Origin of the sequence: Cognatiluteimonas weifangensis, from assembly GCF_003416885.1 — a bacterium.
Lineage (GTDB): Bacteria > Pseudomonadota > Gammaproteobacteria > Xanthomonadales > Xanthomonadaceae > Cognatiluteimonas > Cognatiluteimonas weifangensis.
Genome location: NZ_QVPD01000017.1, coordinates 12,974 through 36,729, shown reverse-complemented (window position 1 = coordinate 36,729; position 23,756 = coordinate 12,974). Strand labels below are relative to the sequence as shown.

22 protein-coding genes and 2 pseudogenes are annotated in these 23,756 nt (G+C 73.4%); 10 read left to right on the top strand and 14 right to left on the bottom strand.

Features of this window, described 5'->3' with window-relative positions; translation table 11 throughout:
• Positions 1 to 29 precede the first annotated feature (29 nt).
• Complete coding sequence (locus tag D0Y53_RS12190) at positions 30 to 635, bottom strand: TIGR00645 family protein (RefSeq protein WP_117203591.1); 606 nt, start codon at positions 633 to 635, stop codon at positions 30 to 32.
• Between the two features lie 153 nt (positions 636 to 788).
• Between D0Y53_RS12190 and D0Y53_RS12185 the strand changes: the two genes are divergently transcribed.
• Positions 789 to 1,532 carry a glutathione binding-like protein gene (locus D0Y53_RS12185; protein ID WP_117203590.1) on the top strand — a complete coding sequence of 248 codons (744 nt, stop codon included), beginning with the start codon at positions 789 to 791 and terminating at the stop codon, positions 1,530 to 1,532.
• A 743-nt stretch (positions 1,533 to 2,275) separates the two neighbouring features.
• Here D0Y53_RS12185 and D0Y53_RS12180 read toward each other — a convergent pair.
• Positions 2,276 to 4,570, bottom strand: coding sequence for a S9 family peptidase (locus tag D0Y53_RS12180; RefSeq protein ID WP_233511779.1), 2,295 nt, complete (start codon positions 4,568 to 4,570; stop codon positions 2,276 to 2,278).
• 320 nt (positions 4,571 to 4,890) lie between these two features.
• Between D0Y53_RS12180 and D0Y53_RS12175 the strand changes: the two genes are divergently transcribed.
• From D0Y53_RS12175 to D0Y53_RS12165, 3 genes are read left to right on the top strand one after another with little or no spacing between them, the layout of a single operon-like run.
• Positions 4,891 to 6,087, top strand: coding sequence for a beta-ketoacyl-[acyl-carrier-protein] synthase family protein (locus D0Y53_RS12175; RefSeq protein ID WP_117203588.1), 1,197 nt, complete (start codon positions 4,891 to 4,893; stop codon positions 6,085 to 6,087).
• Positions 6,084 to 6,869: a beta-ketoacyl synthase chain length factor gene (locus D0Y53_RS12170; RefSeq protein ID WP_117203587.1), complete on the top strand. Its 786-nt coding sequence runs from the start codon at positions 6,084 to 6,086 to the stop codon at positions 6,867 to 6,869. The genes D0Y53_RS12175 and D0Y53_RS12170 overlap by 4 nt, the downstream gene beginning before the upstream one ends.
• On the top strand, positions 6,862 to 7,689 hold the full coding sequence (locus D0Y53_RS12165; protein ID WP_117203586.1) for a glycosyltransferase family 2 protein: 828 nt from the start codon (positions 6,862 to 6,864) through the stop codon (positions 7,687 to 7,689). Before D0Y53_RS12170 ends, D0Y53_RS12165 begins: the two co-directional genes overlap by 8 nt.
• A gap of 940 nt (positions 7,690 to 8,629) precedes the next feature.
• Here D0Y53_RS12165 and D0Y53_RS12160 read toward each other — a convergent pair.
• The 10 genes and pseudogenes from D0Y53_RS12160 to D0Y53_RS12115 all read right to left on the bottom strand — a co-directional run bounded on the left by D0Y53_RS12160 (position 8,630) and on the right by D0Y53_RS12115 (position 16,263).
• Positions 8,630 to 9,061 carry a hypothetical protein gene (locus D0Y53_RS12160; protein WP_117203585.1) on the bottom strand — a complete coding sequence of 144 codons (432 nt, stop codon included), beginning with the start codon at positions 9,059 to 9,061 and terminating at the stop codon, positions 8,630 to 8,632.
• Positions 9,062 to 9,295: 234 nt separating this feature from the next.
• On the bottom strand, positions 9,296 to 10,030 hold the full coding sequence (fabG, locus tag D0Y53_RS12155) for a 3-oxoacyl-ACP reductase FabG (protein WP_117203584.1): 735 nt from the start codon (positions 10,028 to 10,030) through the stop codon (positions 9,296 to 9,298).
• A 117-nt stretch (positions 10,031 to 10,147) separates the two neighbouring features.
• Positions 10,148 to 10,585 (bottom strand): hotdog family protein, encoded by a 438-nt coding sequence (locus D0Y53_RS12150; RefSeq protein ID WP_117203583.1) that lies wholly within the window; start codon positions 10,583 to 10,585, stop codon positions 10,148 to 10,150.
• Positions 10,582 to 10,974, bottom strand: a pseudogene (locus D0Y53_RS13310) (MMPL family transporter); the annotation flags it as partial. The pseudogene D0Y53_RS13310 and the gene D0Y53_RS12150, both read right to left, overlap by 4 nt.
• Before the next feature lie 165 nt (positions 10,975 to 11,139).
• Positions 11,140 to 13,119: pseudogene (locus D0Y53_RS12140) on the bottom strand (MMPL family transporter); the annotation flags it as partial.
• A 55-nt stretch (positions 13,120 to 13,174) separates the two neighbouring features.
• Positions 13,175 to 13,834, bottom strand: a complete 660-nt coding sequence (locus tag D0Y53_RS12135; RefSeq protein ID WP_386724934.1) for a LolA-related protein — start codon at positions 13,832 to 13,834, stop codon at positions 13,175 to 13,177.
• A complete protein-coding gene (locus D0Y53_RS12130) occupies positions 13,782 to 14,789 on the bottom strand; it encodes a lysophospholipid acyltransferase family protein (RefSeq protein WP_117203582.1) in 1,008 nt (335 codons plus the stop codon). Before D0Y53_RS12130 ends, D0Y53_RS12135 begins: the two co-directional genes overlap by 53 nt.
• 133 nt (positions 14,790 to 14,922) lie before the next feature.
• The gene (locus tag D0Y53_RS12125; RefSeq protein WP_117203581.1) at positions 14,923 to 15,210 is read right to left on the bottom strand and encodes an ApeI family dehydratase; all 288 of its coding nucleotides are present in this window, start codon (positions 15,208 to 15,210) and stop codon (positions 14,923 to 14,925) included.
• A 68-nt stretch (positions 15,211 to 15,278) separates the two neighbouring features.
• Positions 15,279 to 16,019 carry a ketosynthase gene (locus tag D0Y53_RS12120; protein ID WP_233511776.1) on the bottom strand — a complete coding sequence of 247 codons (741 nt, stop codon included), beginning with the start codon at positions 16,017 to 16,019 and terminating at the stop codon, positions 15,279 to 15,281.
• The gene (locus D0Y53_RS12115; protein ID WP_117203580.1) at positions 15,994 to 16,263 is read right to left on the bottom strand and encodes a phosphopantetheine-binding protein; all 270 of its coding nucleotides are present in this window, start codon (positions 16,261 to 16,263) and stop codon (positions 15,994 to 15,996) included. Before D0Y53_RS12115 ends, D0Y53_RS12120 begins: the two co-directional genes overlap by 26 nt.
• Before the next feature lie 138 nt (positions 16,264 to 16,401).
• Between D0Y53_RS12115 and D0Y53_RS12110 the strand changes: the two genes are divergently transcribed.
• The 4 genes from D0Y53_RS12110 to aroE all read left to right on the top strand — a co-directional run bounded on the left by D0Y53_RS12110 (position 16,402) and on the right by aroE (position 19,715).
• Positions 16,402 to 17,484 carry a chorismate transformation FkbO/Hyg5 family protein gene (locus tag D0Y53_RS12110; RefSeq protein ID WP_325048073.1) on the top strand — a complete coding sequence of 361 codons (1,083 nt, stop codon included), beginning with the start codon at positions 16,402 to 16,404 and terminating at the stop codon, positions 17,482 to 17,484.
• A 71-nt stretch (positions 17,485 to 17,555) separates the two neighbouring features.
• Positions 17,556 to 17,804 carry a hypothetical protein gene (locus tag D0Y53_RS12105; protein ID WP_117203579.1) on the top strand — a complete coding sequence of 83 codons (249 nt, stop codon included), beginning with the start codon at positions 17,556 to 17,558 and terminating at the stop codon, positions 17,802 to 17,804.
• Positions 17,805 to 17,857: 53 nt separating this feature from the next.
• Positions 17,858 to 18,850, top strand: a complete 993-nt coding sequence (gene hemB / locus D0Y53_RS12100; RefSeq protein ID WP_117203578.1) for a porphobilinogen synthase — start codon at positions 17,858 to 17,860, stop codon at positions 18,848 to 18,850.
• Positions 18,851 to 18,887: 37 nt separating this feature from the next.
• Positions 18,888 to 19,715 carry a shikimate dehydrogenase gene (aroE, locus tag D0Y53_RS12095; RefSeq protein WP_117203601.1) on the top strand — a complete coding sequence of 276 codons (828 nt, stop codon included), beginning with the start codon at positions 18,888 to 18,890 and terminating at the stop codon, positions 19,713 to 19,715.
• 126 nt (positions 19,716 to 19,841) lie between these two features.
• Here the strand turns inward: aroE and D0Y53_RS12090 are convergent, their stop codons facing one another.
• Positions 19,842 to 20,384, bottom strand: a complete 543-nt coding sequence (locus D0Y53_RS12090) for a gamma carbonic anhydrase family protein (protein WP_117203577.1) — start codon at positions 20,382 to 20,384, stop codon at positions 19,842 to 19,844.
• Between the two features lie 50 nt (positions 20,385 to 20,434).
• On the opposite strand from D0Y53_RS12090, the gene D0Y53_RS12085 reads away from it, so the two are divergent.
• Positions 20,435 to 21,850 (top strand): coniferyl aldehyde dehydrogenase, encoded by a 1,416-nt coding sequence (locus tag D0Y53_RS12085; RefSeq protein ID WP_117203576.1) that lies wholly within the window; start codon positions 20,435 to 20,437, stop codon positions 21,848 to 21,850.
• 9 nt (positions 21,851 to 21,859) lie between these two features.
• Here the strand turns inward: D0Y53_RS12085 and ltaE are convergent, their stop codons facing one another.
• A complete protein-coding gene (gene ltaE, locus D0Y53_RS12080) occupies positions 21,860 to 22,876 on the bottom strand; it encodes a low-specificity L-threonine aldolase (protein ID WP_117203575.1) in 1,017 nt (338 codons plus the stop codon).
• A gap of 64 nt (positions 22,877 to 22,940) precedes the next feature.
• Here ltaE and xth point away from each other — a divergent pair, with 64 nt between their 5' ends.
• The gene (xth, locus tag D0Y53_RS12075) at positions 22,941 to 23,717 is read left to right on the top strand and encodes an exodeoxyribonuclease III (RefSeq protein WP_117203574.1); all 777 of its coding nucleotides are present in this window, start codon (positions 22,941 to 22,943) and stop codon (positions 23,715 to 23,717) included.
• Positions 23,718 to 23,756 lie beyond the last annotated feature (39 nt).

The window sequence follows — 23,756 nt, the reverse complement described above, 5'->3', positions numbered from 1 at the left end:
GCGCGACGGCGGCTATCGCCGTTTGCGCGTCAGTGCGCGCCCTGTTCGCGCCGGCTCGAGGTCGACTGCATGATCCGGTCGGTCCAGGCGATGCCGATCGCCGAGAGGATGAACACGCAGTGGATGATGGTCTGCCACATCACTCCGGCGGCGCTGAAGCGCGTGCACGGCGTGCCCGCCGGCACCGCCGCGCACACCGGCAGGCCCAGGGTGCCGGCTTCGATGAAGGTCTTGAGCAGGTGGATCGAGGAGATGCCGATGATCGCCATCGCCAGTTTGACCTTGAGCACGCTGGCGTTGACGTGGCTCAGCCACTCCGGCTGGTCCGGGTGGCCCTGCAGCCCCAGCCGCGAGACGAAGGTCTCGTAACCGCCGACGATCACCATCACCAGCAGGTTGGAGATCATCACCACGTCGATCAGCCCGAGCACGATCAGCATGATGTCCTGCTCGCCGAGACTCTGCGCCTCGTGGATCAGGTGCCACAGTTCCTTGCCGAACAGGAACACGTACACGCCCTGGGCGAGGATCAGCCCCAGGTACAGCGGCAGCTGCAGCCAGCGCGAGGAGAAGATCAGCGCCGCCAGCGGGGTGAGGCGGGGACGGTCGACGGCGGCCAGGCGGGGGTCGGACATGCGCGGAAGGTCGGGAGCGGGCGGCGCAGGGTAACGGGTACCACGGGGCGCCGCCAAGAGGACGCACGCAGGTCGCGGATGCGCGACCGCGGTGCCGGCGCAGCCGCAGCCGCGGCGCTAGAGTGACGGCCCCCACCTGCAAGTCCGCCCGCCATGATCGAACTGCATTACTGGCCCACGCCCAACGGCCACAAGGTCACCCTGCTGCTGGAGGAACTGGCCGAACTCGGCCGGCCGCTGGCCTACCGCATCGTCCCGGTCGACATCGGCAAGGGCGCGCAGTTCGCGCCGGCGTTCCTGGCGATTTCGCCCAACAACAAGATGCCGGCGATCGTCGACCGTGCGCCGGCCGACGGCGGCGCGCCGATCCCGGTGTTCGAGTCCGGCGCGATCCTGCAGTACCTGGCGGAAAAAGCCGGGCGTTTCCTCGGCATCCCCGACGGCGCGGATGCGCGGACGGCGTTGCGCCAGCGGATCGTGGTCAACGAGTGGCTGTTCTGGCAGATGGGCGGGCTGGGTCCGATGACCGGGCAGCACGGGCACTTCAGCGTGTACGCGCCCGAACCGGTGCCCTATGCGATCGATCGCTACCGGCGCGAGGCCGAGCGCCTGCTCGGCGTGCTCGACACCCGTCTGCGCGATCGTGAATTCATCGCCGGTGACGAATACAGCATCGCCGACATGGCGTGTCATCCGTGGATCGACCCTTACGACAAGGCGCCGCTGGACCTGGCGCCGTTTCCCGAAGTCCGGCGCTGGCACGCCGCGATCGCCGCGCGCCCCGCGGCGCAGCGCGCCTATGCGCTGGCTGCGACGGTCAATCCCGAGGCGGGCAAGCCGATGTCCGACGCGGAGAAGAAGATCCTGTTCGGGCAGGGCGCGCGCCAGGCGGATTGAAGCGCGACCGGGACGGCGAGTTGCTGCGGCGTTGCCTCCACCGCGAGCGTGGATCGCTGCGGGACCGGGCATAGGGAATGGGCTTCGGAGGGAGTCGCCGCGCAGCGGGCTGGGGGGCTGCGCCCTCCCGACGACCTCCTGTCTTCCAGTCGGGGCGCAGGCCATGCATGCCCTAACGGGCCGTCACGTCTGCAATCTGGAGATCGGCTTCGGACGGAGTCGCCGCCCGGCGGGCTGGGGGTGTTGCGGCCCTCCTGACGACCTCCTGTCTTCCAGTCGGGGCGCAGGCCATGCATGCCCTAACGGGCCGTCACGTCTGCAATCTGGAGATCGGCTTCGGACGGAGTCGCCGCCCGGCGGGCTGGGGGTGTTGCGCCCTCCTGACGACCTCCTGTCTTTAAGTCGGGGCGTGGGCCATCCATGGCCCACTCTCCGCACCCCCAGCCCGCCGGGCGGCGACTTCAGGAGCTTGGAGGTCGTCGCTTCGGGCGGCTCTCTTATCAAGCGCCCACTCACCTGCCCGGAAGCCGGCGGCCCGGCCTGTGCGGGACCGTCGGCGGCATGGATGCCGCCGAGGAGCCTACAGGGACGTATTCACGGCGTGTCCCGCACAGGCCGGGCCGCCGGCTTCCCCCGCAAAACTTCCGCGGCTAGGGGATGGATTCACGGCGTGCTCGGCGAAGAGCGAGCCACTGGCTTCCCTATACGAGGCTCCCGCGGCCGGGGCGGGAATCGTTGCTGGCTTACTCCGCCGGCTTCAGCGCGAACTCCTTCGGCGGCTCGACGCCCAGCAGGTTCTGCACGAAGTAGTCCCAGCGCCGACGCATGACGTAATAGCCATCCATGCCGTAGCCGTGGCGCGCATGCGGCAGCAGCAGCAGGTCGAAGTCCTTGTTGGCCTTCACCAGCGCATCGACCACCAGCAGGGTGGACTGCGGCGGCACGTTGTCGTCCATCAGGCCGTGCAACAGGAAGAGCTTGCCCTTGAGGTTCTTCGCATAGGCGGCGTTGTCCTGGCCGCTGTAGTTGGTCTTGCCGTCGCCCTTGTCCGCCAGCAGGCCGTGGTAGCGCTCGGCCCAGTCGTCCTCGTAGCTGAGGTTGTCGTGGTTGCCGGATTCGGCGATGCCGACCTTGTACACGTCGGGGTAGCGGAACATCGCCCCCGCGGTGGCGTTGCCGCCGCCGGAGTGGCCCCAGATGCCGGCGCGGGTGGCGTCGATCCACGGATGCCGCGCCGCCAGCTGCTTCAGCGCGGCGATCTGGTCGGGCAGGGTGTTGTCGGCCATGTCGCCATACCAGGCGTCCTGGAACGACTTGCTGCGCAGCGGCGTGCCCATGCCGTCGACGGCGATGACGATGAAGCCGAGCTCGGCCAGCGCCTGGTGGTCGCCGTGCGCGGGCTGGAAGCTGCGCGAGCGCACCGAGCCGACCTGCGGGCCGGGATAGATGTAGGTGACGATCGGGTACCGCTTCGCGGGATCGAAGTTCGACGGCTTGAACATCTGCCCGTAGAGGTCGGTCTTGCCATCGCGCGCCTTGACCGTGAACGCTGTCGGCGCTACCCAGCCGGCGGCCTTGAGCCGCGACAGGTCGGTGCGGGCGAGTTCGGCGACCTGCCTGCCGGCGGCGTCGCGCAGCAGGGTCACCGGCGCGGTGTCGATGGTGGAATACGTGTCGACGAAATACCTGCCGTCCTTCGACGCAGTGACAGCGTGGTTGGCGTTCTCCGGCGTCAGCAGTTGCACCTCGCCGCCGTCGAGGCCGACCTTGTAGTAGTGGACGAGGTACGGGTCGCGCCCGGCCTCGCGGCCGACGCCGCGGAACCAGAGCGTGCGCGCGGCCGGGTCGATGTGCGCGATCTTGGTGACGTTCCAGTCGCCGCTGGTGATCTGCCGCTTCAGCTTGCCGCTGGCCAGGTCGTGCAGGTACAGGTGGCCCCAGTCGGATTGCTGGCTGAACCAGATGAACTCGCCGCTGTCGGGCAGGTAGCGCCAGTTGACCGAATCCAGCGCCGGCGCGCTCTGGTACTGCGTGGCCACGGTCTCGGTGTACACGTCGCGCACCGCGCCGGTTTGCGCATCGGCCACGCGCAGCGTCGCGGTCTTGTGGCCGCGGTCGGTGCTGACGAAGGCCAGGGTCTTGCCGTCGGGCGCCCACTGCACGTCTTCCCAGCCCTCGCTGCACAGCAGGTCGTCGGCGCAGGTGGAGCGGTGCTGGTCCGGCGGCATCCGCAGGCGGATCGTCTGCGGCGTGGCGGCGGACAGGTCGACGATCACGCGCTCGATCATCGTCACATCCTTGTCGCCGACGAACGGATACTTCCACTGCTGCACCTTGGGTGCGCCGACGTTGGTGCCGACCAGGGTCATGGTGCTGGTCTTGCGCTGGTCCTGCTGGAAGGTCGCGAGCTTCTGCCCGTCCGGCGACCACACCACGACCGCGTCGCCGGTGTGCTTCCAACCGGCGTTGTCGGTGGCGTAGCCATAGTCCGGCCGGCCGTCGGCGGTGAGCCGGGTTTCCTTGCCGGTCGCGGTGTCGCGCAGCCACAGGTTCCAGTCGCGGACGAAAGCTTCGCGAGTGCCGTCCGGCGAGACCACGCCCGGCTCGTCGCCGGACTTGGGTTTCACGAGCGCCCTGCAACCCTTGTCGTCGCAACGATAGTCGTGGTCGTCGCCACGCACGCGGATGCGCAGGGCACCGTCCTGGCCGCGGATGTCGCCCACGGACAGCTTGTCGGGCACGACCGGCTTGGCCTTCGGGTTGGCCTGGTTGACCGCGTCGGCCAAGGCCTGCAGGTCGAAGGCCGGCGTGGACTGGCCGGTCGCCGGGTCCAGGCGCAGGTAGGCGGTCTTGCCGGCCGACATCACGCCGTAGACCAGGCTGCCGTCGTCCAGCCAGGTCGCATCGCGCAGCCAGCCGTCCAGCAGTGGCAGGGTACGGTCGCCGAGCATGCTCGCGGCGCGCTGGTAGTCGGCGCTGGTGACCTGCGCCGTCGCCGTGCCTGTAGCCGCGCCCACCAGCAGCAGCGCCCCCAACATCCAGCCCCTCGTAACCATTCCCGACCTCGTCGCGGTTTCGCCCAATGGCATCCGCTCGATACTAGCGCGCGCCGCCGCCGGCCGGCCCGTGACCAATGGCATGCCGACCGCGGAGGGGCGCACGGATGCGAACGAAAACGTGGCGATGCCGACGCCTGCCGGCCGCGGCGGGCGCGGTCGGGACGCAGGCGGCGGCTATCGGCGGCACATGTCGATGCATTCAGCGTTGCGCCACCCGGGAATCACCGGGGTGCTGGCTATACTCGCCGCCGTCGTCCATGCCGGAGGCCTGCGTGCCGCCATCGCCGCCGTTGCCGCCCATGCCGCCACTGGCGATCCGCGCCTACACCGCGACCACGGCGCTGGGCGACGGCCGCCAGGCGCAGCTCGCGGCATTGCACGCGCGCCGCGGCGGGCTGCGCCGCAACGACTTCGGGACCGCTGCGCTCGACACCTGGATCGGCCGCGTCGACGGTCTCGAGGACGCGCCGTTGCCCGCGCGCTGGGCGCAATGGGACTGCCGCAACAACCGCCTGGCCTGGCGGGCGCTGCAACACGACGGCCTGCCCGACGCCGTCGCCGCGGCCCGCGCGCGCCACGGCGCCGAACGGGTCGCGATCGTGCTCGGCACCTCCACCGCCAGCATCGGCGCCACCGAGGACGCCTACGCCCGGCGCGAGGACGACGGCGCCGGCGGCACACGCTTCCCCGCCGACCTGCGCCGGCCCGCCGTGCACCAGCCGCATTCGCTCGCCGGTTTCGTGCAGCAGGCCACCGGCCTGCGCGGGCCCTGCGTGACCGTGGCCACGGCGTGCTCTTCCAGCGCCAAGGTGTTCGCGCAGGCGGCGCGGCTGCTGCAGGCCGGGGTGGTGGACGCGGCGCTGGTGGGCGGCGTCGACACCCTGTGCGGCAGCGTGCTGTACGGCTTCAACGCGCTGGGCCTGGTGTCGGCGACGCCGTGCCGGCCGTTCGATCCCGCGCGCGACGGGCTGTCGCTGGGCGAAGCCGGCGGCTTCGCCCTGCTCGAGCGCGTCGCCCCCGGCGAGCGCGCGCCGCAATTGCGAGGTTACGGCGAGTCCAGCGACGCCCACCACATGTCCGCGCCGCATCCCGAAGGCCTGGGCGCGCGGATCGCGATGCAGCAGGCGCTGCAGCGCGCCGGCGTGGAGGCCGCCGCGGTCGACTACCTCAACCTGCACGGCACCGCGACCCCGGCCAACGACGCGGTCGAGGCGCGCGCGGTCGCGGCGCTGTTCCCGGACACGCTGCACGCCGGCTCGACCAAGGGCTGGACCGGGCACACCCTGGGCGCGGCCGGGATCGTGGAAGCGGTGTTCGCGCTGCTGGCGCTGCAGCACGGCCTGCTGCCCGGCACCCTCAACAGCGCCAGCGTCGACCCGGCCTGCGGTCCGCAACTGCGCCTGGACAACGCCGCGCGCCCGCTGCGTTACGCGATGAGCAATTCCTTCGGCTTCGGCGGCAACAACTGCGTGCTGCTGTTCGGACGGGCGGCATGAGCGAGCTGGCGGCCGGCATCGAAGGCATCGGCTTCTGGGCCGACGGCCTGCCGTCGTGGCCGGCCGCGCGCGCTTTCGCTGCGGGCGGCGCGCTGCCGGACGCGGCCCCGGTCCGGCCGACGCCGCGCCTGCTGGCCGCGAACGAGCGCCGGCGCGCCCCGGACACTGTCGCGGTGGCGCTGGAAGTCGCACTGGCCGCCTGCACCGCCGCCGGCCGCGACCCGGCCGGCCTGCCCAGCGTGTTCGCCTCCGCCCACGGCGAGATCGGCATCACCGACTACCTGTGCGCGACCCTGGCCAGCGATCCGATCGCGGTTTCGCCGACCCGCTTCCACAACTCGGTGCACAACGCGGCCGCCGGCTACTGGACCATCGGCGCCGGCTGCCACGCCGCGGCCACTGCGCTCAGCAGCCACGACGCCAGCTTCGCCCAGGGTCTGCTGGAGGCGCTGGTGCAGCTGGCCACCGGTGCCGAGGCGGTGCTGCTGGTCGGCTACGACGGCCGCGCGGTCGGCACGCTGGCGACGATGGCACCCAGTACCGGCCTGCTCGGCGGCGCCCTGGTGCTGGCACGGACGCCGCGGCCCGGGACGCCGCGGCTGCGCGCGACCCTGGTCGACGCCGTCGCCGCGCCGCCGCACGGGCCGCTGGCGCAGCAGCTGCACGGCAATGCCATGGCGCCGATGCTGCCGCTGTTCCAGGCGCTCGCGACCGGCGCCGATCTGGTATCACTGCACGCCGGCCCGTCGCGCGCGTTGCGGGTGGAGATCGCCGATGCCTGACCCCGCGCCGCCGCTGGGCCGCCACGACCTCGCCGTGGTGATCCCGGCACTGAACGAAGCGCTACGTATCCGCGGCGTGGTCGAGGGCGCCCTGGCGCAGTGCCCGCGCGTGATCGTGATCGACGACGGCTCCGACGACGATACCGTCGCCCAGCTCGCCGGGCTGCCGCTGACGCTGCTGCGGCACCCGCGGCGGATGGGCAAGGGCGCCTGCCTGCGCGACGGTTTCCGCGAAGCCCTGCGCCAGGGCGCGGCCGCGGTGCTGACCATGGACGGCGACGGCCAGCACGCGGCCGAAGACATCCCGCGCCTGCTTGCCGCGGCCAATCGCCACCCCGGCCGCGTGGTGATCGGCGCGCGCCTGCGCCGGCGCTCGCAGCAGCCGCTGCCGCGGCGCCTGGCCAACGAGTTCGGCGACTGGGGTCTGGCCTGGGGCACCGGCTACCAGATCGCCGACAGCCAGAGCGGCCAGCGCCTGTATCCGGCGGCGGTGGCCGCGCTGGAGGACGTGCCCGGCGAGGATTTCGTGTTCGAGGCGCAGATCCTGATCTCGGCGTCGCGCCGGCTCGGCACGCGCTGCGTGTCGGTGCCGATCGAGTCGCGCTACAAGAGCGTGCACTCGGGGGAGCAGTTCCGCGCCAGCCACTTCCGCCCGCTGCGCGACCTGTGGCGGATCACCAGCCACATCGTGCTGCAGGCGCTGCGCTACGGCCAGGTGCCGGCGGTGTACCGCAGCATCCGTGCGCATCCGCCGCTGATCGACGATCCCGACGGCGAGTTCGCCGCGCCGCTGCAGGCGGCTCCCGCACCCCCTGCTTAGGAGGATCGGCTCCGGCGGGAGTCGCCGCCCGGCGGGCCGGGCCACCTCCTGACGATTCCTGCCTTCAAGTCGGGGCGCTGACCATCCCTGCCCCGCACGTGCGGGTTTCGGCTTCGGAGGGAGTCGCCGCCCGGCAGGCTTGGGGTGCTGCGCCCTCCTGACGACCTCGTGTCTTCCCGGGGCTACGCCTGGCCTGACTGAGTCATGGCTGCTCTTGTGAGACCGGCTTCGGACGGAGTCACCGCCCGGCGGGCTGAGGGTGCTGTGTCCTCCTGACGACGTCCTGTCTTTAAGTCGGGTCGTGGACCATCCCTGCCCCGCACGTGCGAGATTCGACTTCGGAGGGAGTCGCCGCCCGGGCTGGGGGTGCTGCACCTCCTGACGACATCCTGCTTTTAAGTCGGGGCTCGGACTATCTCTGTCCTGCACGCGGGAAATCCGCTTCGGAAGGAGTCGCCGCCCGGCGGGCTGGGGGTGCTGCGCCCTCCTGACGACCTCCTGTCTTTAAGTCGGGGCGCAGGCCATCCATGGCCTGCTCTCCGCACCCCCAGCCCGCCGGCCGGCGACTGCGCGAGCTTGGAGTCCATCGCTTCGGGCGGCTTTTTCTACAAGCGCCAACTCACTTGCCAGAAGCCGGTGGCCCGGCCTGTGCGGGACCGTCGGCGGCATGGATGCCGCCGAGGAGCCTACAGGGACGTATTTACGGCGTGTCCCGCACAGGCCGGGCCACCGGCTTCCCCCCGCAGAGGTTCCCGCGCTTGAGGGTTGCATTCACCGCGTATCCCGCACAGGCCGGGCCGCCGGCTTCCCCCTGCGGAGATTCCCGCACTTGAAGGGAAGTCTCACGGCGTGTCCCGCGCAGGCCCGGCCGCCGGCTTCCTCCACGGTTCCCGCATTGGTCCGGACGAACAACCGGCGGGGAGATCCCACCTGGGCGCGGCTACGGGCCGGTGTAGATCGCGATCGCCGCGGCGTGCTTGCGCGTGGGGCTGATGTCGACGCCGACTCCGCCGCCGACATGGCTGTGGCCGCCGATGCGCCCGCCGCCGACGCCGACGTTGACGCCGCCGCTCCGGTAGCCACTACTGGTGTCCTGCACCAGCACTCCGTTGGCGCCCAGGCGCGCGGCTTCGGCGCGCAGCTTGGCGATCACCTCGTCCAGCTTGTTCTGCTCGCCGTAGGTGAACGGGCCGCTGGCGGTCTCCAGCAGCGCGATTTCCTGGTAGCGCCCGGGCGGCGGCGTGAAGTAGACCCGTACCTGCTCGGGCGCCAGCGCCGGCCGCGGCGACGCCAGCATGACCCGCGAGGTACTGGCGCAGCCGCCGAGCAGGGCCAGGGCGAGCACGGCGGACAGCAGGGGGATCGGACGCATGGCGGCAGGCCGGTGGGACCAGGCTGCGATCATCCGCCGCCACGACTGAATCGCGCCAGTCCCCGCGGATGCGGGCCGCCGCCGCCGCGTGCGTCGGGCGCGAGGCCTCGCCCGAGGCGCTCCCCGGCCTCGCTGCGCGTGCCACCGTGCGCGGACGGCCGCGGCGCGTCGCGGTCGTCGCCCCGACCGCGTGGCCACCGGCTTCGCCCGGCGCACGCGCGCCGGGCGCGCGACCTACGCCATGCCGCCGTTGATCCCGATCACCTGGCCGTTGATGTAGCCGGCCGCGTCCGAGCACAGGAAACCGACCAGCGCCGCGACCTCCTCCGCGGTGCCGCTGCGCCCGGCCGGCACCAGTTGCCGCACCAGCTCCGGTGGAAACGCGGCGTCGGCCATGCGCCCGGCGATCACCCCCGGCGCGACCACGTTGGCGGTGATCCCGCGGCTGGCCATTTCCCGCGCCAGCGACCTGGTCGCGCCGTGCAGCGCCGCCTTGGCCGCGGCGTAATTGGCCTGGCCGCGGTTGCCGAGCACCGCGGCCACGCTCGACACGCTGACGATGCGGCCCCAGCGCGCGCGCGCCATCGGCAGCAGCAGCGGCTGGGTGACGTGGAAGAAGCCGTGCAGCGACACGTCGATCACCCGCGTCCACTGCGCCTGCGTCATCCCGGCCAGCGGCGCATCGTCGTGGATGCCGGCGTTGTTGACCACGACCTGGATCGGGCCGTCGGCGAGCAGCGCGTCCAGCGCGCGGCGCGTGGCCGCGGCATCGACGACGTCGAAGACCGCGGCCTCGGCGCTGTCGCCGGTGTGCTGGATGGCCGCGACCACGGCCTCGGCGCGCGCGCGATTGGCATGACCATGCACGATCACGTGCAGGCCGTCGGCGGCGAGCCGCTGGCAGATCGCGGCCCCGAGGTCGCCGCTGCCGCCGGTGACCAGGGCGCGGCGCGGCTGGGGTGCGGTCATGGGCAGGCTCCAGGGCGGGGGCGCCCGCATTATGGCGGAGTGGCGCCGGCCGCAAGCGCCCGCCTGCGGGCCGGCGGGAAATCCGGCGCAAGCCCGCAGCGCAGGACCGGCGCGTCGCTACGGCTGCCGCTGCGGCATCACCGCGGCACGACCGCTGGCCAGCAGCGTGCCGGCGTGCTGGATGCGGAACGCGTATTGCCAGCCGGCCTCGCTGTCGACCAGCACCTCGGCCGTGCCTTCCAGCGCGTCGGGCAGGTCGTCCAGGCACGCGACCTGCAGCTCGACGCCGCGCAACGCCACCAGCAAACCGGGCCGGGCGACGCCGCCGCCGGCCTGCGCGCGCAGCCCGCCGTGCACCGCCAGCGCCTGCGCGCCGTATTCGCACAGGTGCACCGCATGCAGGCGGCCGTCGGCGGCGCGCAGCGGGTGTGCCGGGTCGCGATGGCTATGCGCGCGCAGCCGGATCGTGCCGGCGTCCCAGGCCAGCACCTCGTCCCACAGGCACATCGCACCCTGGTGCGGGATCAGCGCCAGGATCGCGGCGCGACCGATCATGCGCGCGCGTCCGCGGCCGCGGCCGCCGCCGACTCCGCCGCGCCACTGCCGCCACGGGCGATCAGCAGCGCCAGCACGAAATTGCCGGCCACGCCCAGTGCCACCGTGCTGCCGATCGCGCGCAGCACCGGGATCGAGGACAGCGCCAGCAGCGCGAACACCAGCAACGTGGTCAGGCTGCAGACGATCACCGCGTGCAGGGTGCGCAACTGCGCCGCGCGCTCGTCGCCGGCGTGCTCGAAGAACAGCGCGTAGTCCAGGCCGAGGCCGGCGGCGAGAATCAGCGCCACCAGGTGGAACAGGGTCAGCTCCACCCCGCAACCGCGCAGCACCGCCAGGATCAGCAGCGTGGTCAGCGCCATCGGCGCCAGCACCCGCAGCGTGCGCCGCGTCGTGGTACGGGCCACGCTGTGCGTGGTCTGCGCGTCCGGACCCGCGGCCGGCACGGGCGCGTCCGGTGCGCGGGGTCGTGGCACGGCTTCCACGGCCGCGCCCGGAGCCGCGAAAGCGCCTGCAGCGGTGCGGGAGGCGCGCAGGCCGGCGACCACGGAGGCCCGCAGCGCGAGCCACACCGTGGCCGCCAGCAGCAGCGCCGCCAGCGCCAACGCCAGCAGCACCCGCTGCCGATAGGCGACCACCAGCGATTCGGAGGCCTGCTTGAGGTCCAGCAGTTGCGCGCCCTGCGCCTGTGCCGCCTGCGCCACCGCCGCCGGATCGCGCAGTCCGCTCAACGCCACCAGCGCGGTGGCGTGGTCGCTGCGTTGCAGCAGCAGGCCGCCGACCCGGGCCGCCAGCGCGCTGCCGTCGAGGTCGCGCGGGGTCAGCGGCGGCGCGCGCCTGGCTGCGGCGACATCGGCCACGAACGCGGCGAACGCGTCGTCGCGGAACGGCGTCGTCGCCAGCGCGGCGGCGAGCGCGGCCTGCAGCGCCGACGTGTCCGGCAACGCCGCCTGCCGCGCGCGCTGGGTGGCGACGCTGGGCAGGTAGCGCGCGGGGCTGTCGTAGCCGGCGATGGCGTGCGTGGCCCGCAGCCGTTCCAGCGCCGGCTGCAGGCGTTCGGCGGCCTGCAGCGTGGCCTCGACATCGCGACCGGGCAACGCGATCACGTAGCGCACGTCGGGCGCGCCGAGTTCGCTGCGCAACTGCGCATCGCGCGCCAGCGCCGCGGCCGGCACCGGGGTCAGCTTCGCCAGGTCGTTCTGCCAGAACGCACCCGGCGCCAGCGCGATCACCGCCAGCGCCACGGCCGCCAGCAGCGCGAGCGCCGCGCGCGGCCGCGGCAGGCGTTCGATCCGCGCCCAGCTGCGCGCCAGCCACGGCGAATCGGCAGCATCGCGCGGCGCCGGATCGATCAGCGCCGGCAGCAGGAAGCGCGTGGCCAGCGCCGCGGTCACCAGCCCGGCGATGGTGAACACCGCCAGTTGCTGCAGGCCGGCGACGCCGGAGACCAGGAAGGTGACGTAGGCGATGCAGGTCGACACCACGCCGGTGGCCAGCGTCGGCCACAGCGCGCGCGCGCTGGCGCGCGGCGACAGACCCGCGTGCTGGTGACTGAACAGGTGGATCGGATAGTCCTGCACCACGCCGATCAGGGTGAAGCCGAAAGCGACGGTGATGCCGTGCACGCCGTCGAACAGCAGCGCCACCGCACCCAGCCCCGCGAGCCCGGCGCTGGCCAGCGGCAGCACGCCCAGCAGCGGCGCCTTCCAGCTGCGGTAGGCGAACCACAGCAGCAGCACCAGGCCGAGGGTGTCGACGCTGCCGATCCAGCCGGCCTCGCGCGCGGTGCGGTTGCCGATCTCCACCGAAAACGCGCCCGGGCCGGTGAGCGCGAGTTGCGCCGTGGAGTGGCCGCGCCCGGCGGCGAACGCGGCGCGGATCGCATCGACCGCGGCCTGCTGCCCGCCGGGATCGAAGCCCGGCGCCACGGTCGCCGCGACCAGCAGCGCCTGCGTGCCCGCGCGGTCGAACCAGACGCCGTGCCGGCGCTGCGGCGCGTTCGCCGGTTGCCAGGCCTCGGCCAGCGCGAGCGTCTCCAGGGTCGGGTCGGCGGCCAGCAGCGGCTCGACCCAGCCGGCGGCCGGCGAGCCCAGGTCCTGCAGCCGCTCGTGCAGCTGCGCGCGCAGGAAGTCGGGATCGTCCAAGCGCTGGCGCGCGGGCGCGAGCAGGTAGCGGTACGGACGCAACTGCGCCGGGATCGCATCCAGCCCCGGCTCGCCGCCGTTGGCGACCAGGGTGAACAGCGCATTGCCGGCCAGGCGCTGGCGCAGGGCCTGCGATTGCCGGGCGAGCGTCGGTGCGTCGTCGCCGGACAATGCCAGCAGCAGCAGGCGCGCGCCGGGGCCTTCGCCGAGCTCGTCGAGCAGCAGCGCCTGCGCGGGCGTTGTCGCCGTCGGCATGAACTTGCGCAGGTCGCCGCTCAGCTGCAGGCGCTGGCCGAGCATCCATCCGAGGACGACCAGCGACGCCAGCCACAGCAGGGCCAGCGCCAGGCGCCGCCGCGAGTCCGTCGCGTGGTCGCGGGCGGGGGTCATGCCAGCCCCGCGGGCAGCCGGGCCGCCGATACGGCGCCGCGCACGGCCGCCGCGATCAAGGCGCGGTGTGGCACAGCGCAACCAGGGCCGTCGTCGGCTCGACTCCGGCGGCCGCGCGCGCGGCGCCGGCCAGCAGCGTGCGCTGGACCGCGCCGGCGCCGGCGGGCCGGGTCTCGATGCAGCGCAACTCCGCGCCGCGGCCGTACAGCACCAGCGCGCGCAACTTCGCCGCCAGCGTCGCATCGCGCGGCGTCAGCACCAGGGTCCAGCGCTGCCGGGTACCGTCGCTGGCCAGCGCGAAATGCTGCTCCAGGCGCGCGCGGTCGCCGGCCAGCAACGCGCCGAAGCTCGCCTGCAATCCCACCAGCTCCGGCACCCGCGCCAGCGGAAACACGCGCGGCGACTGTCCGGCGCGCTCGATGCGGACCGTGCCCGCGCCCGTGCGGTCGGCCGCGATCGTGGTGGTTTCCGCGTACGGCACGCGCACCTCGCGCACCAGGGTGTCGGCATCCGGGCGCCGGTATTCGCCGGCGATCCGCAGCGGCGCCTTCAGCAGTGCGGAGTCGCGCAGTTCGACGAAGCCGGTGCGGCTGGGCGACGGCCGCGCCAGCCGCGCCAGGATCCAGTCGGCATCGACCGGATGCGCGCCGGCGGGCGCGGCTTCAGCCGCAGCGCACGCGGTCGCGACCAGCAGCGCCGTCGCCAGCATCGGCAGCAGCGGCCAGCGCGACCACCGGCGTCGGCGCCGAAGGATCGTCGCGCTGCCCGGCGGCGGGAGCTTCCCAGAAGTCATAGAAGTTGAACCAGTTGTAGGGGGCCTGGCGGGCGTGATGTTCCAGTCGCGCGGCATAACCGTGGATGAGCGCGGCCAGGCGTTGCGCGCGCTGGCGGCGCGGCAACGGCTCGCCGTCGCTGAAGGGTTCGAACCGCAGATCGTAGCGGTTGCCGCCGCGGTACAGGCCGAAAGCCAGCAGCACCGGCGCCCCCAGCACCGCCGCGATCGCCCACGGCGCGGTCGGGAACGCGGCGCGGCCGCCCAGGAACGGCGCCGTCTGCACCGCCTCGTGCGGCCCGGCGCGGTCGACCAGCAGCGCGACCACGTTGCCTTCGGCGAGCGCCTGCCGGATCGCCAGCACGATCGCCGGGCCGTCCTGCGCGGCGTCGATCACGGTGGCGGCGATGTCGGGATTGAGCGCGTCCAGCAGCTGCGTCAGCGCCGGGTTGTGGCCCTTGTCCAGCAGCACCCGCACGCCGAGCTCCGGGCGCGTGTGCGCCAGCACCCGCAACACCTCGAAGCTGCCCAGGTGCGAGCCGAACAGCAGCAGCCCGCGGCCGGCGTCCAGCTGCGCGTGCAGCGCCGCGGCGCCGTGGATGTCGATCCGGAACCGGTGCAACTGCCCGGACAACAGGAACACGCGGTCGAGGATGGTCGCGGCGAAGCAGTGGATGTGGCGGGCGACGTCCCACAACGTCGCCCGGCGCTGCAGCACGCGCGTCAGGTAGGCGCGCGAGGCGCGCCGCTCCGGACCGCGGCGGAGCAGGAAGTACAGCGTGATCGGATACAGCAGCGCGCGCGCCACGGCGCGGCCGCCGTGGCGGCCGATGCCGCGGATCAGCCACAGTGCGAAGCGACCGCCGCCTTCGGGGCGCCGTTTCCATGCTGCGCTCATGCCGCGGCAACCGTGGTCGATGGCAACACGCTCATGCGCGCACCTTGCCGCTGGCCCGCCCGCGCGGATCCCCGGGCTGCGGCGCAACTGCATGCCGCGCGCGGCCGGCGCCAATCCACATGCGGCGTGCCGCTCATGCGCGCACCTCGCCGCTGGCGAGCAGCGCGTCTCCGCGCAGCACCCGGAACCGCCAGCGGCCGCCGTCGCCGCCGTCCAGTTCGACGCGCGCCACCTGCCCCGGCAGCAGCGGCTGCAGGAACTTGACCTGCGGCAGGCGCCACGGTCCCGCCGCGCCCGCGACCGGCGCGCGTGCCGCGATCGCCGCGAACACGCGCTCCAGCAGCAGCACGCCGGGCACGATCGGTTGGCCGGGGAAATGTCCCGGCAAGGCGGGATGGTCGCGGGGGATCGAAAATTGCATGGTGCGCAGGACTGTCGGCCGGGCAGCATGAGCGGGCCGGCGCGGCGCCGCAAGCGCACGCCGTCGCCTCAGTGCAGCAATGCGCGCCAGAAGCCCGGCCCCAGCCGCGCCAGCTGCCGCAGGAAATCCGCGAAACTGCGGTAGCGGCCCGGGAACCGCCGCTGCCGGTAGGCGAATTCGGCCAGCATGAAAGCGCCGAGGATGCCGTAATCGGAGACGTTGGCGAACCACGACCATTGCGCCCGGCTTACCGCCAGCGGCGCGGCGATGCCGAGGCTGGCGAGCAGGCCGCCGGGCACCGCGAGCAGCGCCAGGGCCAGGTTGCACAGCGCCAGCGCCGCCAGCAACGCCGCCCATGCCCGGGTCAGTGCGCGGCTGTAGGCGTGCAGCTCCGGCGCCAGCGCCGCGTGCGGCACGCCATCCAGCGCGGCGACGATGCGCCCGATCAGCGGCACCTGGCCGGCGCGCAGCGTGCGCCCGAACGCCCAGGCCACCCACGTGACGAACGCCACCGGCACCAGCAGCAGCGGCAGCAGCGCGTAGCGCGTGCGCGCCAGCGCCCACAGCGCGACCGCGCTGGCGGCCAGCAGCGTCCAGGCGTACGCACGCCGCTGCGCCAGCGGTTCCAGCAGCACCAGCAAGGCGATGTCGGCCAGGGCGAGCGCCGCCAGCGCGCCGTCGTGGCGCAGGCCGGCCAGGTGCGCCAGCAGCGGATAGGCCAGCGCCAGCGCCAGCTGCGACCATGCCAGCAGAGCCGCGCGCGGCGCGACCGCAACTGCCGGATCAGACGGTCCTGTGCTGCTGGACATGCGCCGACAGCGCGCGCAGCGAGGCGAAGATGCGCCGGTTCTCGTCGTTGTCCGACCGCAGCTGGAAGCCGTAGCGCTGGCCGATCGCCAGCGCCAGCTCCAGCGCGTCGATCGAATCCAGGCCGAGCCCGGCGCCGAACAGCGGCGCCTCCGGGTCGATCGCCTCGGGCGCGACCTCCTCCAGGTTGAGGCTTTCGACCAGCAGTTGCGCCAGCGCGCGCTCGGCGTCGGTTTGCGGAGACATCGGAACTTCCGTGGACGGCAGGGCCACAGGTTAAACCACGCGGCCGCGGCGCCGGCAGCCGCCGGTGCGCCGACACCGGCCACACGGCGCCTCGCTATCATGGCGGGCCCGCCTCGCGCACGCCCTGCCCTGCCCCGGATGACGCCCTCCGCCCCCCGCGCTGCTGCCGCTGCCGACCCGCCACCGTCCGGGGGCCGTGGCGCCGCACCGGCGCCCGCGCAACCGGCCCGACTCGCGGTCGACTATGTCGCCGCGCCGACGCCGCAGGCGCTGCTGGCCGGCGACGACGTGCTGGCGGTGTTCGGGTTCGGCCGCACCGCGCCGGCGTCCGCGCAGGATCCGCGCTACCTGCACGTGCCGCTGCAGCCCGCCGGCGACAGCGCGCCGTACGAGGTCTGGCGCGGCGCACGGCCGGTAACCGGCGGCCGCGACGGCGACATCGCCTGGGCCAGCGACGGCGCGCTGGCGTTCGGCGCGATCCGGGTCGACGAACGCGCCCACGCCGGGCCCGGCGATCCCACCGGCATCGCCGGCGCCGCCGCGTACGCCTACGCGCGCCTGACCGCGTTCGTGCGCGCCAGCGGCACCCCGCACCTGCTGCGGATCTGGAACTACCTGGACGCCATCACCCAGGGCGAGGGCGACGCCGAACGCTATCGCCAGTTCTGCCTCGGCCGCGCGCGCGGCCTCGGCCGCTTCGACCCGGCGCAATTGCCGGCGGCGACCGCGATCGGCTACTGCGCGACGACCCACGCGCTGCAGGTCTACTGGCTGGCCGCGGCCGCGCCGGGCACGCCGGTGGAGAACCCGCGCCAGCTCAATGCCTGGCGTTATCCGCGCGCCTACGGCCCGCAGTCGCCGAGTTTCGCCCGGGCGATGCTGCCGCCGACCGCCGCGGCGCTGCCGCTGCTGCTGTCGGGCACCGCCAGCGTGGTCGGCCACGCCACCCGGCATCCCGACGCGCCGCTGGCGCAACTGGCGGAAACCTTCGCCAACTTCGACGCCCTGCTCGGCGCCGCGCGCCAGCGGCAGCCGGCGCTGCCGCCGCGCTTCGGCGCCGGCAGCCGGCTCAAGGTGTACGTGCGCGACCGCGACGCCGTGGCGCCGGTGGCTGCGGCGCTGCAGGCGCGTTTCGGCGGGCGCGTGCCGTACCTGCTGCTGCACGCGGCGATCTGCCGCCGCGACCTGTGCGTGGAGATCGACGGCGTCCACGGCGCCTGAGCGCGGCACTTGCCGCCGCCGCGGCCGGCGGCCACCATCGCCGCATCGGCCACCGACCTGCGGAGCGCGCCATGGGACTGATCAGCCTGCTGTGGGGCATCGTCGCGATGCTGTGGATGGTGGTGGCGTTGATTCCGCTGCTGGGCTGGGGCAACTGGTTCCTGATCCCGTTCGCGGCGCTCGGCGCGGCGATCGCCGCGCTCGGCATTGCCGTCACCCGCCCGGAACGGCGCGGCCGCGCCAAGGCCGGGTTGGTCCTCAACGGCCTCGTGATCGTGGTCGCGGTGGTGCGCCTGAACCTGGGCGGCGGCCTGCTCTGAGCGCGGGCGCGGGGCCGCCGCGGTCGCCACGGCCCGCGGCGTATCATCCGCGCATGGACCATCCCTATTTCCGACCGCGGCGGATGCGCCGCGACGAGTTCTCGCGGCGGCTGATGCGCGAGACCGTGCTGACCGCCGACGACCTGATCTATCCGGTGTTCGTGCACGAGCTGCCCGGCCGCGCCGCGGTGCCGTCGATGCCCGGCGTGGAGCGGCTGTCGATCGACGAGCTGCTGCACGTCGCCGAGCAGGCGAGCGAGTTGCGGGTGCCGGCGCTGGCGCTGTTTCCGGTGACCGCGCCGGAAGCCAAGTCGCTCGACGCCGCCGCGGCCTGGGACGACGACGGCCTGTGCCAGCGCGCGGTGCGCGCGCTGAAGGCGCGCTTCCCGGAGCTGGGCGTGATCACCGACGTGGCCCTGGACCCCTACACCAGCCACGGCCAGGACGGGCTGGTCGATGCGAGCGGCTACGTGGTCAACGACGAGACCGTCGAGGCGCTGGTCCGGCAGGCGCTGTCGCACGCGCGCGCCGGAAGCGATGTGGTCGCCCCCAGCGACATGATGGACGGCCGCGTCGGCGCGATCCGCGCGGCGCTGGAACTGGACGGCCACATCCACACCCGGATCCTGGCCTACAGCGCCAAGTACGCCTCCAGCTTCTACGGCCCGTTCCGCGACGCGGTCGGCTCGGCCGGGGCGCTGGGCAAGGGCAACAAGTACACCTACCAGATGGACCCGGCCAATTCCGACGAGGCGCTGCGCGAGATCGCGCTCGACCTGGAGGAAGGCGCCGACATGGTGATGGTCAAGCCGGGCCTGCCGTACCTGGACATCGTGCGCCGGGTCAAGGACGAGTTCGGGGTGCCGACCTTCGTCTACCAGGTCAGCGGCGAATACGCGATGCTCAAGGCCGCCGCCGGCAACGGCTGGCTCGACGAGCGCGGCTGCGCGCTGGAGGCGCTGACCGGCATCAAGCGCGCCGGCGCCGACGGCGTGCTGACCTATTTCGCGCTGGACGCGGCGCGCTGGCTGCGCGAGGCAAGCTAGGCGCGCGGCCCGCGCGCACCCTTCCGGGAGGATGACGATGCGCAAACGCTACGCCCTGTTCGGACATCCGGTCGCGCATTCGCTGTCGCCGTGGATCCATGCCGCGTTCGCGCGGCAGACCGGGATCGACGCCGACTACGTCGCCATCGACGCGCCCGACTTCGCCGCCGCGCTGGCCGCTTTCGACGGCGACGGCGCCAACGTCACCCTGCCGCACAAGCAGCGCGCGGTGGCCGCCTGCGCCAGTCTCGGCGAGCGCGCGCGCCGCGCCGGCGTGGTCAACACCCTCAGCCGCCGCGCCGGCGGCTGGCACGGCGACAACACCGACGGCGTCGGCCTGATCCGCGACCTCACCGGACGCCTGCGGCTGGACCTGCGCAAGCGCCGCACCCTGTTGCTGGGCGCCGGCGGCGCCGCCCGCGGAGTCGCGCCGGCGCTGCTGGACGCGGGCATCGGCGACCTGTTCATCGTCAACCGCACGCCCGAGCGCGCCGACGCGCTGGCCGACGCGCTGGGCGAGCCCACGCGGGTGCGCACGCGCTACTTCGGCGACCTGGCGACGCTGGGCGAGTTCGACCTGATCGTCAACGCCACCTCGGCCACCCGCGGCGGCGCGTTGCCGGAGCTGCCGATGGCCCTGGTCGGCCCGCGCACCACCGCGGTCGACCTGAACTACGGCGAGGCGGCGGTGGAATTCCTGGCCTGGGCGCGCGCGGCCGGCGGCCGCGAGGCGATCGACGGCCTCGGCACCCTGGTCGAGCAGGCCGCCGAAAGCTTCCGCCTGTGGCACGGCGTGCAGCCGGACACCGACCCGGTCTACGCCGAACTGCGCGCGCGCCAGGCCTCGCTGGTGTCGGCCGACTGAGCGGCGCGCGCCGCCGGACCCGCGCCGGCACGCGCCGCGTTGCCGGCCGCGATGCGGCTGCGCTCCGGCCCGCAATCCGGAGATTGCGACACCCGCCGCACGAAAACGCGATCGCCGCGGCCGCGCCTATACCGCGACCGCAGCCAGATATTCGTCCTTCAGCCGCACGTAGTGCGCGGCGCTGTAGTACAGCGCCTCGATTTCCGCGTCGCTGAGCACCCGCGCCTTGCGCGCGGGATTGCCGAGCCACAGCTCGCCGCTGCCGACCACCTTGCCCGGGGTCACCAGCGCGCCGGCGCCGACGAAGCCGTGCTTTTCCACCACCGCGCCGTCGAGCACCACCGCGCCCATGCCGATCAGGCAGGCGTCCTCGATCCGGCAGGCATGCACGATCGCCTTGTGGCCGATGGTCACGTCCGCGCCGATCACGGTGGCGAAACCGCCGAGCTTGGCGTGCGGGCCGTCGTGGCTGACGTGGACGACGGTGCCGTCCTGGATGTTGCTGCGCGCGCCGATGCGGATGTAATTGACGTCGCCGCGGACCACCACGCCGGGCCACAGCGACACGTCGTCGCCGAGCACCACGTCGCCGATCAGGGTCGCGGCCGGATCGAGGTAGACGCGCGCGCCGAGGGTCGGCAGCACGCCGCGGTAGGGGCGCGGAAGCATCCGGCGATTGTAGCGCCCGCCCCCGCCGCATCGGGAGCTACACTGGCCGCATGGACGCCACCACGCCTGCGGACGAGCTGCAACCCACCCTGCAACGCCTGCACGCGGCCTGGCAGGCGCGGCGCCCGGACCTGGCGCAGCGCCGCGCCGACCTGCAGCGGCTGCGCGCCGCCTTCGCCGCCGGCACCGAGGCCATGGACGCGGCGATCCGCGCCGATTTCGGCCATCGCTCCACCCACGAGAACCTGATTTCCGAGGCGATGATCGTCAAGGCCGAACTCGGCCATGCGCTGCGCCACCTGCGCCGCTGGACGCGGCCGCGGCGGATCGCGGTGGGCTGGCGCTTCTGGCCGGCGCGCGCGCAGGTGCGGCCGCAGCCGCTGGGCGTGGTCGGGATCATCGCGCCGTGGAACTATCCCGTGAACCTGGCGCTGGTGCCGCTGGTCTCGGCGATCGCCGCCGGCAACCACGTCTACCTCAAGCCGTCCGAGCACACGCCGCGCACTGCGCTGTGGCTGCGCGAACTGCTGGCGCAGGTGTTCCCGCCGGAGCGGGTCGCGGTCGCGCTGGGCGGGCCGGAACTCGGCGCCGCGTTCGCGGCGCTGCCCTTCGACCACCTGCTGTTCACCGGTTCCACCGCGGTCGGGCGCAAGGTGCTGGCCGCGGCCGCGCCCAACCTGACGCCGGTGACGCTGGAACTCGGCGGCAAGGCGCCGGCGATCCTGGCTCCGGATTTCCCGCTGCCTGCAGCCGCCGCGCGCATCGCCGGCGGCAAGTGGTTCAACGCCGGCCAGACCTGCATCGGCGTGGATTACGCGCTGGTGGACGCGGCCCGGCGCGACGCGTTCGTCGCCGAGCTGCGGGACGAGGTCGCGGCGCGCTACGGCGACCTCGCCAACGCCGACGACTACACCCGCATCGTCAACGACGGCCAGTACGCGCGCCTGCGCGGCTACCTGGACGACGCCCGCGCGCGCGGTTGCGAGGTGGTCGAACTGATCGCGCTGGAGCCGGCGCGCGCGCAGCGCGAACGGCTGTTCGCGCCGACCCTGGTGCTGGACCCGCCCGACGACGCGCTGGTGATGCGCGAGGAGATCTTCGGCCCGATCCTGCCGGTGCGCAGCTACCGCACGCTGGAGGAGGCGTTGGCACTGGTCAAGGCCGGCGCCCGGCCACTGGCGCTGTACGCGTTCTCGCGCGACCGGGCGACGGTCGAGCGCATCCTCGAGCAAACCTCCTCCGGCGGCGTCACCGTCAACGACACCCTGCTGCATTTCGGCGTGCACGAACTGCCGTTCGGCGGCATCGGCCCCAGCGGCATGGGCGCGATCCACGGCAAGGCCGGCTTCGACACCTTCAGCAAGCAGCTGCCGGTGTTCCGGCAATCGCGCTTCGCCGCCAGCGACTGGATCAAGCCGCCCTACCGCGGCCGCGTCGACAAGCTGATCCGGGCGCTGGCGCGGTAGCGGGCGCGCTCAGGCCGCCAGCGCAGCGAAACCTTCGGCCACGCGCTGCACGCCGGCGTCGTCGACGTCCAGGTGCAGTACCAGCCGCAACTGCGGCGACTCGCCCAGCGCCAGCCGCACCCGCCGCGCCTCCATGGCCGCGCGCAAGTGCGGCAGACGCTCGCGCGGCACCTCCACGAACACCATGTTGGTGTGTTGCGCCACCGCCGCGATGCGCGGAAGCCCGCGCAAGGCCGCGGCCAGCCGTGCCGCGCGCGCGTGGTCGTCGGCCAGTCGCGCGACGTGGTGGTCGAGTGCATGCAGGCCGGCGGCGGCGAGGATCCCGGCCTGGCGCATGCCGCCGCCCAGCACCTTGCGCCAGCGCCGCGCGACGCCGACCAGCGCCCGGCTGCCGACCAGCACCGACCCCACCGGCGCGCCCAGGCCCTTGGACAGGCACACCGAGACGCTGTCGAAATGCCGCGTGATCGCGCGTGCGTCGACGCCGCCGGCGACTGCGGCGTTGTACAGGCGCGCACCGTCCAGGTGCAGCGCCAGGCCGCGCCGGTCGCACAGTGCGCGCGCCTGCGCCAGGTAGTCCGGCGGCAGCGGCCGCCCGTGCCAGGTGTTCTCCAGGCACAGCAGCCGGGTGCGGGCGAAGTGCGGGTCGTCGGGCTTGATCGCGCGCTCCACCGCGTCCAGCGGCAGGGTGCCGTCGTCCGCCTGCGGGATCGGCTGCGGCTGGATCGAGCCCAGCACCGCGGCGCCACCGCCCTCGTACTTGTAGGTGTGCGCGTCCATGCCGACCAGGTATTCGTCGCCGCGCGCGCAGTGCGCCATCAGCGCGACCAGGTTGGACTGGGTGCCGCTGGGCAGGAACAGGCCGGCCTCGAACCCCAGCTCATCCGCCAGCCGCGCCTGCAGCGCGTTGACCGTCGGGTCGTCGCCGTAGACGTCGTCGCCGACCGCCGCGGCCAGCATCGCCGCGCGCATCGCCGCGGTCGGTCGGGTCACGGTGTCGCTGCGCAGATCGATCCAGTCGTCCATCCGCGCATGGTAAGGCCGCGGCCGGCGGCGTGCCGACCCGGCGGCTCGGCTTACACTCGCGGCCATGAAAATCGCCAGCTGGAACGTCAACTCGCTCAACGCCCGCCTGCCGCACCTGGAGCGATGGCTGCGCGACTTCGCGCCGGACGTGGTCGGGCTGCAGGAGACCAAGCTCGAGGACGAGCGCTTCCCCGACGCGGTGCTCGCCGGCCTGGGCTACCGCAGCGTGTTTTCCGGGCAGAAGACCTACAACGGCGTCGCCCTGCTCGCCCGCGACCACGCGCTGGAGGACGTGCAGGCCGGCATCCCCGGTTTCGACGACCCGCAAAAGCGCGTCATCGCCGCCACCGTGGGCGGGCTGCGCATCGTCAACCTGTACGTGGTCAACGGCCAGGACCTGGGCACCGAGAAGTACGCCTACAAGCTGCGCTGGCTGGAGGCGGTGCGCGGCTGGCTGGCGCAGGAACTGCAGACGCATCCGCGGCTGCTGGTGCTGGGCGATTTCAACATCGCCCCCGACGCGCGCGACGTGCACGATCCCGGCCTGTGGAACGACACCCACATCCTGACCTCCAGCGCCGAACGCGCCGCGCTGCGGGGCCTGTTCGCGCTCGGCCTGCACGACGGATTCCGTCTGCAGCATGCCGAGGGCGGCGTGTTCAGCTGGTGGGATTACCGGCAGGCGGCGTTCCGCCGCGACCTCGGCCTGCGCATTGACCTGACCCTGGTGTCGGACGCATTGCGCACCAAGACGGTGGCGGCCGGCATCGACCGGACCCCGCGCACCTGGGAGCGGCCCAGCGACCACGCGCCGGCGTGGGTGGAATTGCAGCCGGGTTGAACCGCGACGCAGGGCGTCGAGCGTCCGGCTCGTCGCCCC

Excerpts from the sequence above, each read along its gene's own strand:
- D0Y53_RS12160 (WP_117203585.1), bottom strand. The coding sequence starts at position 9,061 with ATGCGTCCGATCCCCCTGCTGTCCGCCGTGCTCGCCCTGGCCCTGCTC.
- D0Y53_RS12115 (WP_117203580.1), bottom strand. The coding sequence starts at position 16,263 with ATGTCTCCGCAAACCGACGCCGAGCGCGCGCTGGCGCAACTGCTGGTC.
- D0Y53_RS12165 (WP_117203586.1), top strand. The coding sequence starts at position 6,862 with ATGCCTGACCCCGCGCCGCCGCTGGGCCGCCACGACCTCGCCGTGGTG.
- D0Y53_RS12175 (WP_117203588.1), top strand. The coding sequence starts at position 4,891 with ATGCCGCCACTGGCGATCCGCGCCTACACCGCGACCACGGCGCTGGGC.
- D0Y53_RS12085 (WP_117203576.1), top strand. The coding sequence starts at position 20,435 with ATGGACGCCACCACGCCTGCGGACGAGCTGCAACCCACCCTGCAACGC.
- aroE (WP_117203601.1), top strand. The coding sequence starts at position 18,888 with ATGCGCAAACGCTACGCCCTGTTCGGACATCCGGTCGCGCATTCGCTG.
- D0Y53_RS12090 (WP_117203577.1), bottom strand. The coding sequence starts at position 20,384 with ATGCTTCCGCGCCCCTACCGCGGCGTGCTGCCGACCCTCGGCGCGCGC.
- D0Y53_RS12125 (WP_117203581.1), bottom strand. The coding sequence starts at position 15,210 with ATGCAATTTTCGATCCCCCGCGACCATCCCGCCTTGCCGGGACATTTC.
- xth (WP_117203574.1), top strand. The coding sequence starts at position 22,941 with ATGAAAATCGCCAGCTGGAACGTCAACTCGCTCAACGCCCGCCTGCCG.
- D0Y53_RS12110 (WP_325048073.1), top strand. The coding sequence starts at position 16,402 with ATGACGCCCTCCGCCCCCCGCGCTGCTGCCGCTGCCGACCCGCCACCG.
- D0Y53_RS12185 (WP_117203590.1), top strand. The coding sequence starts at position 789 with ATGATCGAACTGCATTACTGGCCCACGCCCAACGGCCACAAGGTCACC.
- D0Y53_RS12170 (WP_117203587.1), top strand. The coding sequence starts at position 6,084 with ATGAGCGAGCTGGCGGCCGGCATCGAAGGCATCGGCTTCTGGGCCGAC.
- D0Y53_RS12190 (WP_117203591.1), bottom strand. The coding sequence starts at position 635 with ATGTCCGACCCCCGCCTGGCCGCCGTCGACCGTCCCCGCCTCACCCCG.
- D0Y53_RS12120 (WP_233511776.1), bottom strand. The coding sequence starts at position 16,019 with ATGTCCAGCAGCACAGGACCGTCTGATCCGGCAGTTGCGGTCGCGCCG.
- fabG (WP_117203584.1), bottom strand. The coding sequence starts at position 10,030 with ATGACCGCACCCCAGCCGCGCCGCGCCCTGGTCACCGGCGGCAGCGGC.
- hemB (WP_117203578.1), top strand. The coding sequence starts at position 17,858 with ATGGACCATCCCTATTTCCGACCGCGGCGGATGCGCCGCGACGAGTTC.
- D0Y53_RS12150 (WP_117203583.1), bottom strand. The coding sequence starts at position 10,585 with ATGATCGGTCGCGCCGCGATCCTGGCGCTGATCCCGCACCAGGGTGCG.
- D0Y53_RS12105 (WP_117203579.1), top strand. The coding sequence starts at position 17,556 with ATGGGACTGATCAGCCTGCTGTGGGGCATCGTCGCGATGCTGTGGATG.
- D0Y53_RS12130 (WP_117203582.1), bottom strand. The coding sequence starts at position 14,789 with ATGAGCGCAGCATGGAAACGGCGCCCCGAAGGCGGCGGTCGCTTCGCA.
- ltaE (WP_117203575.1), bottom strand. The coding sequence starts at position 22,876 with ATGGACGACTGGATCGATCTGCGCAGCGACACCGTGACCCGACCGACC.
- D0Y53_RS12180 (WP_233511779.1), bottom strand. The coding sequence starts at position 4,570 with ATGTTGGGGGCGCTGCTGCTGGTGGGCGCGGCTACAGGCACGGCGACG.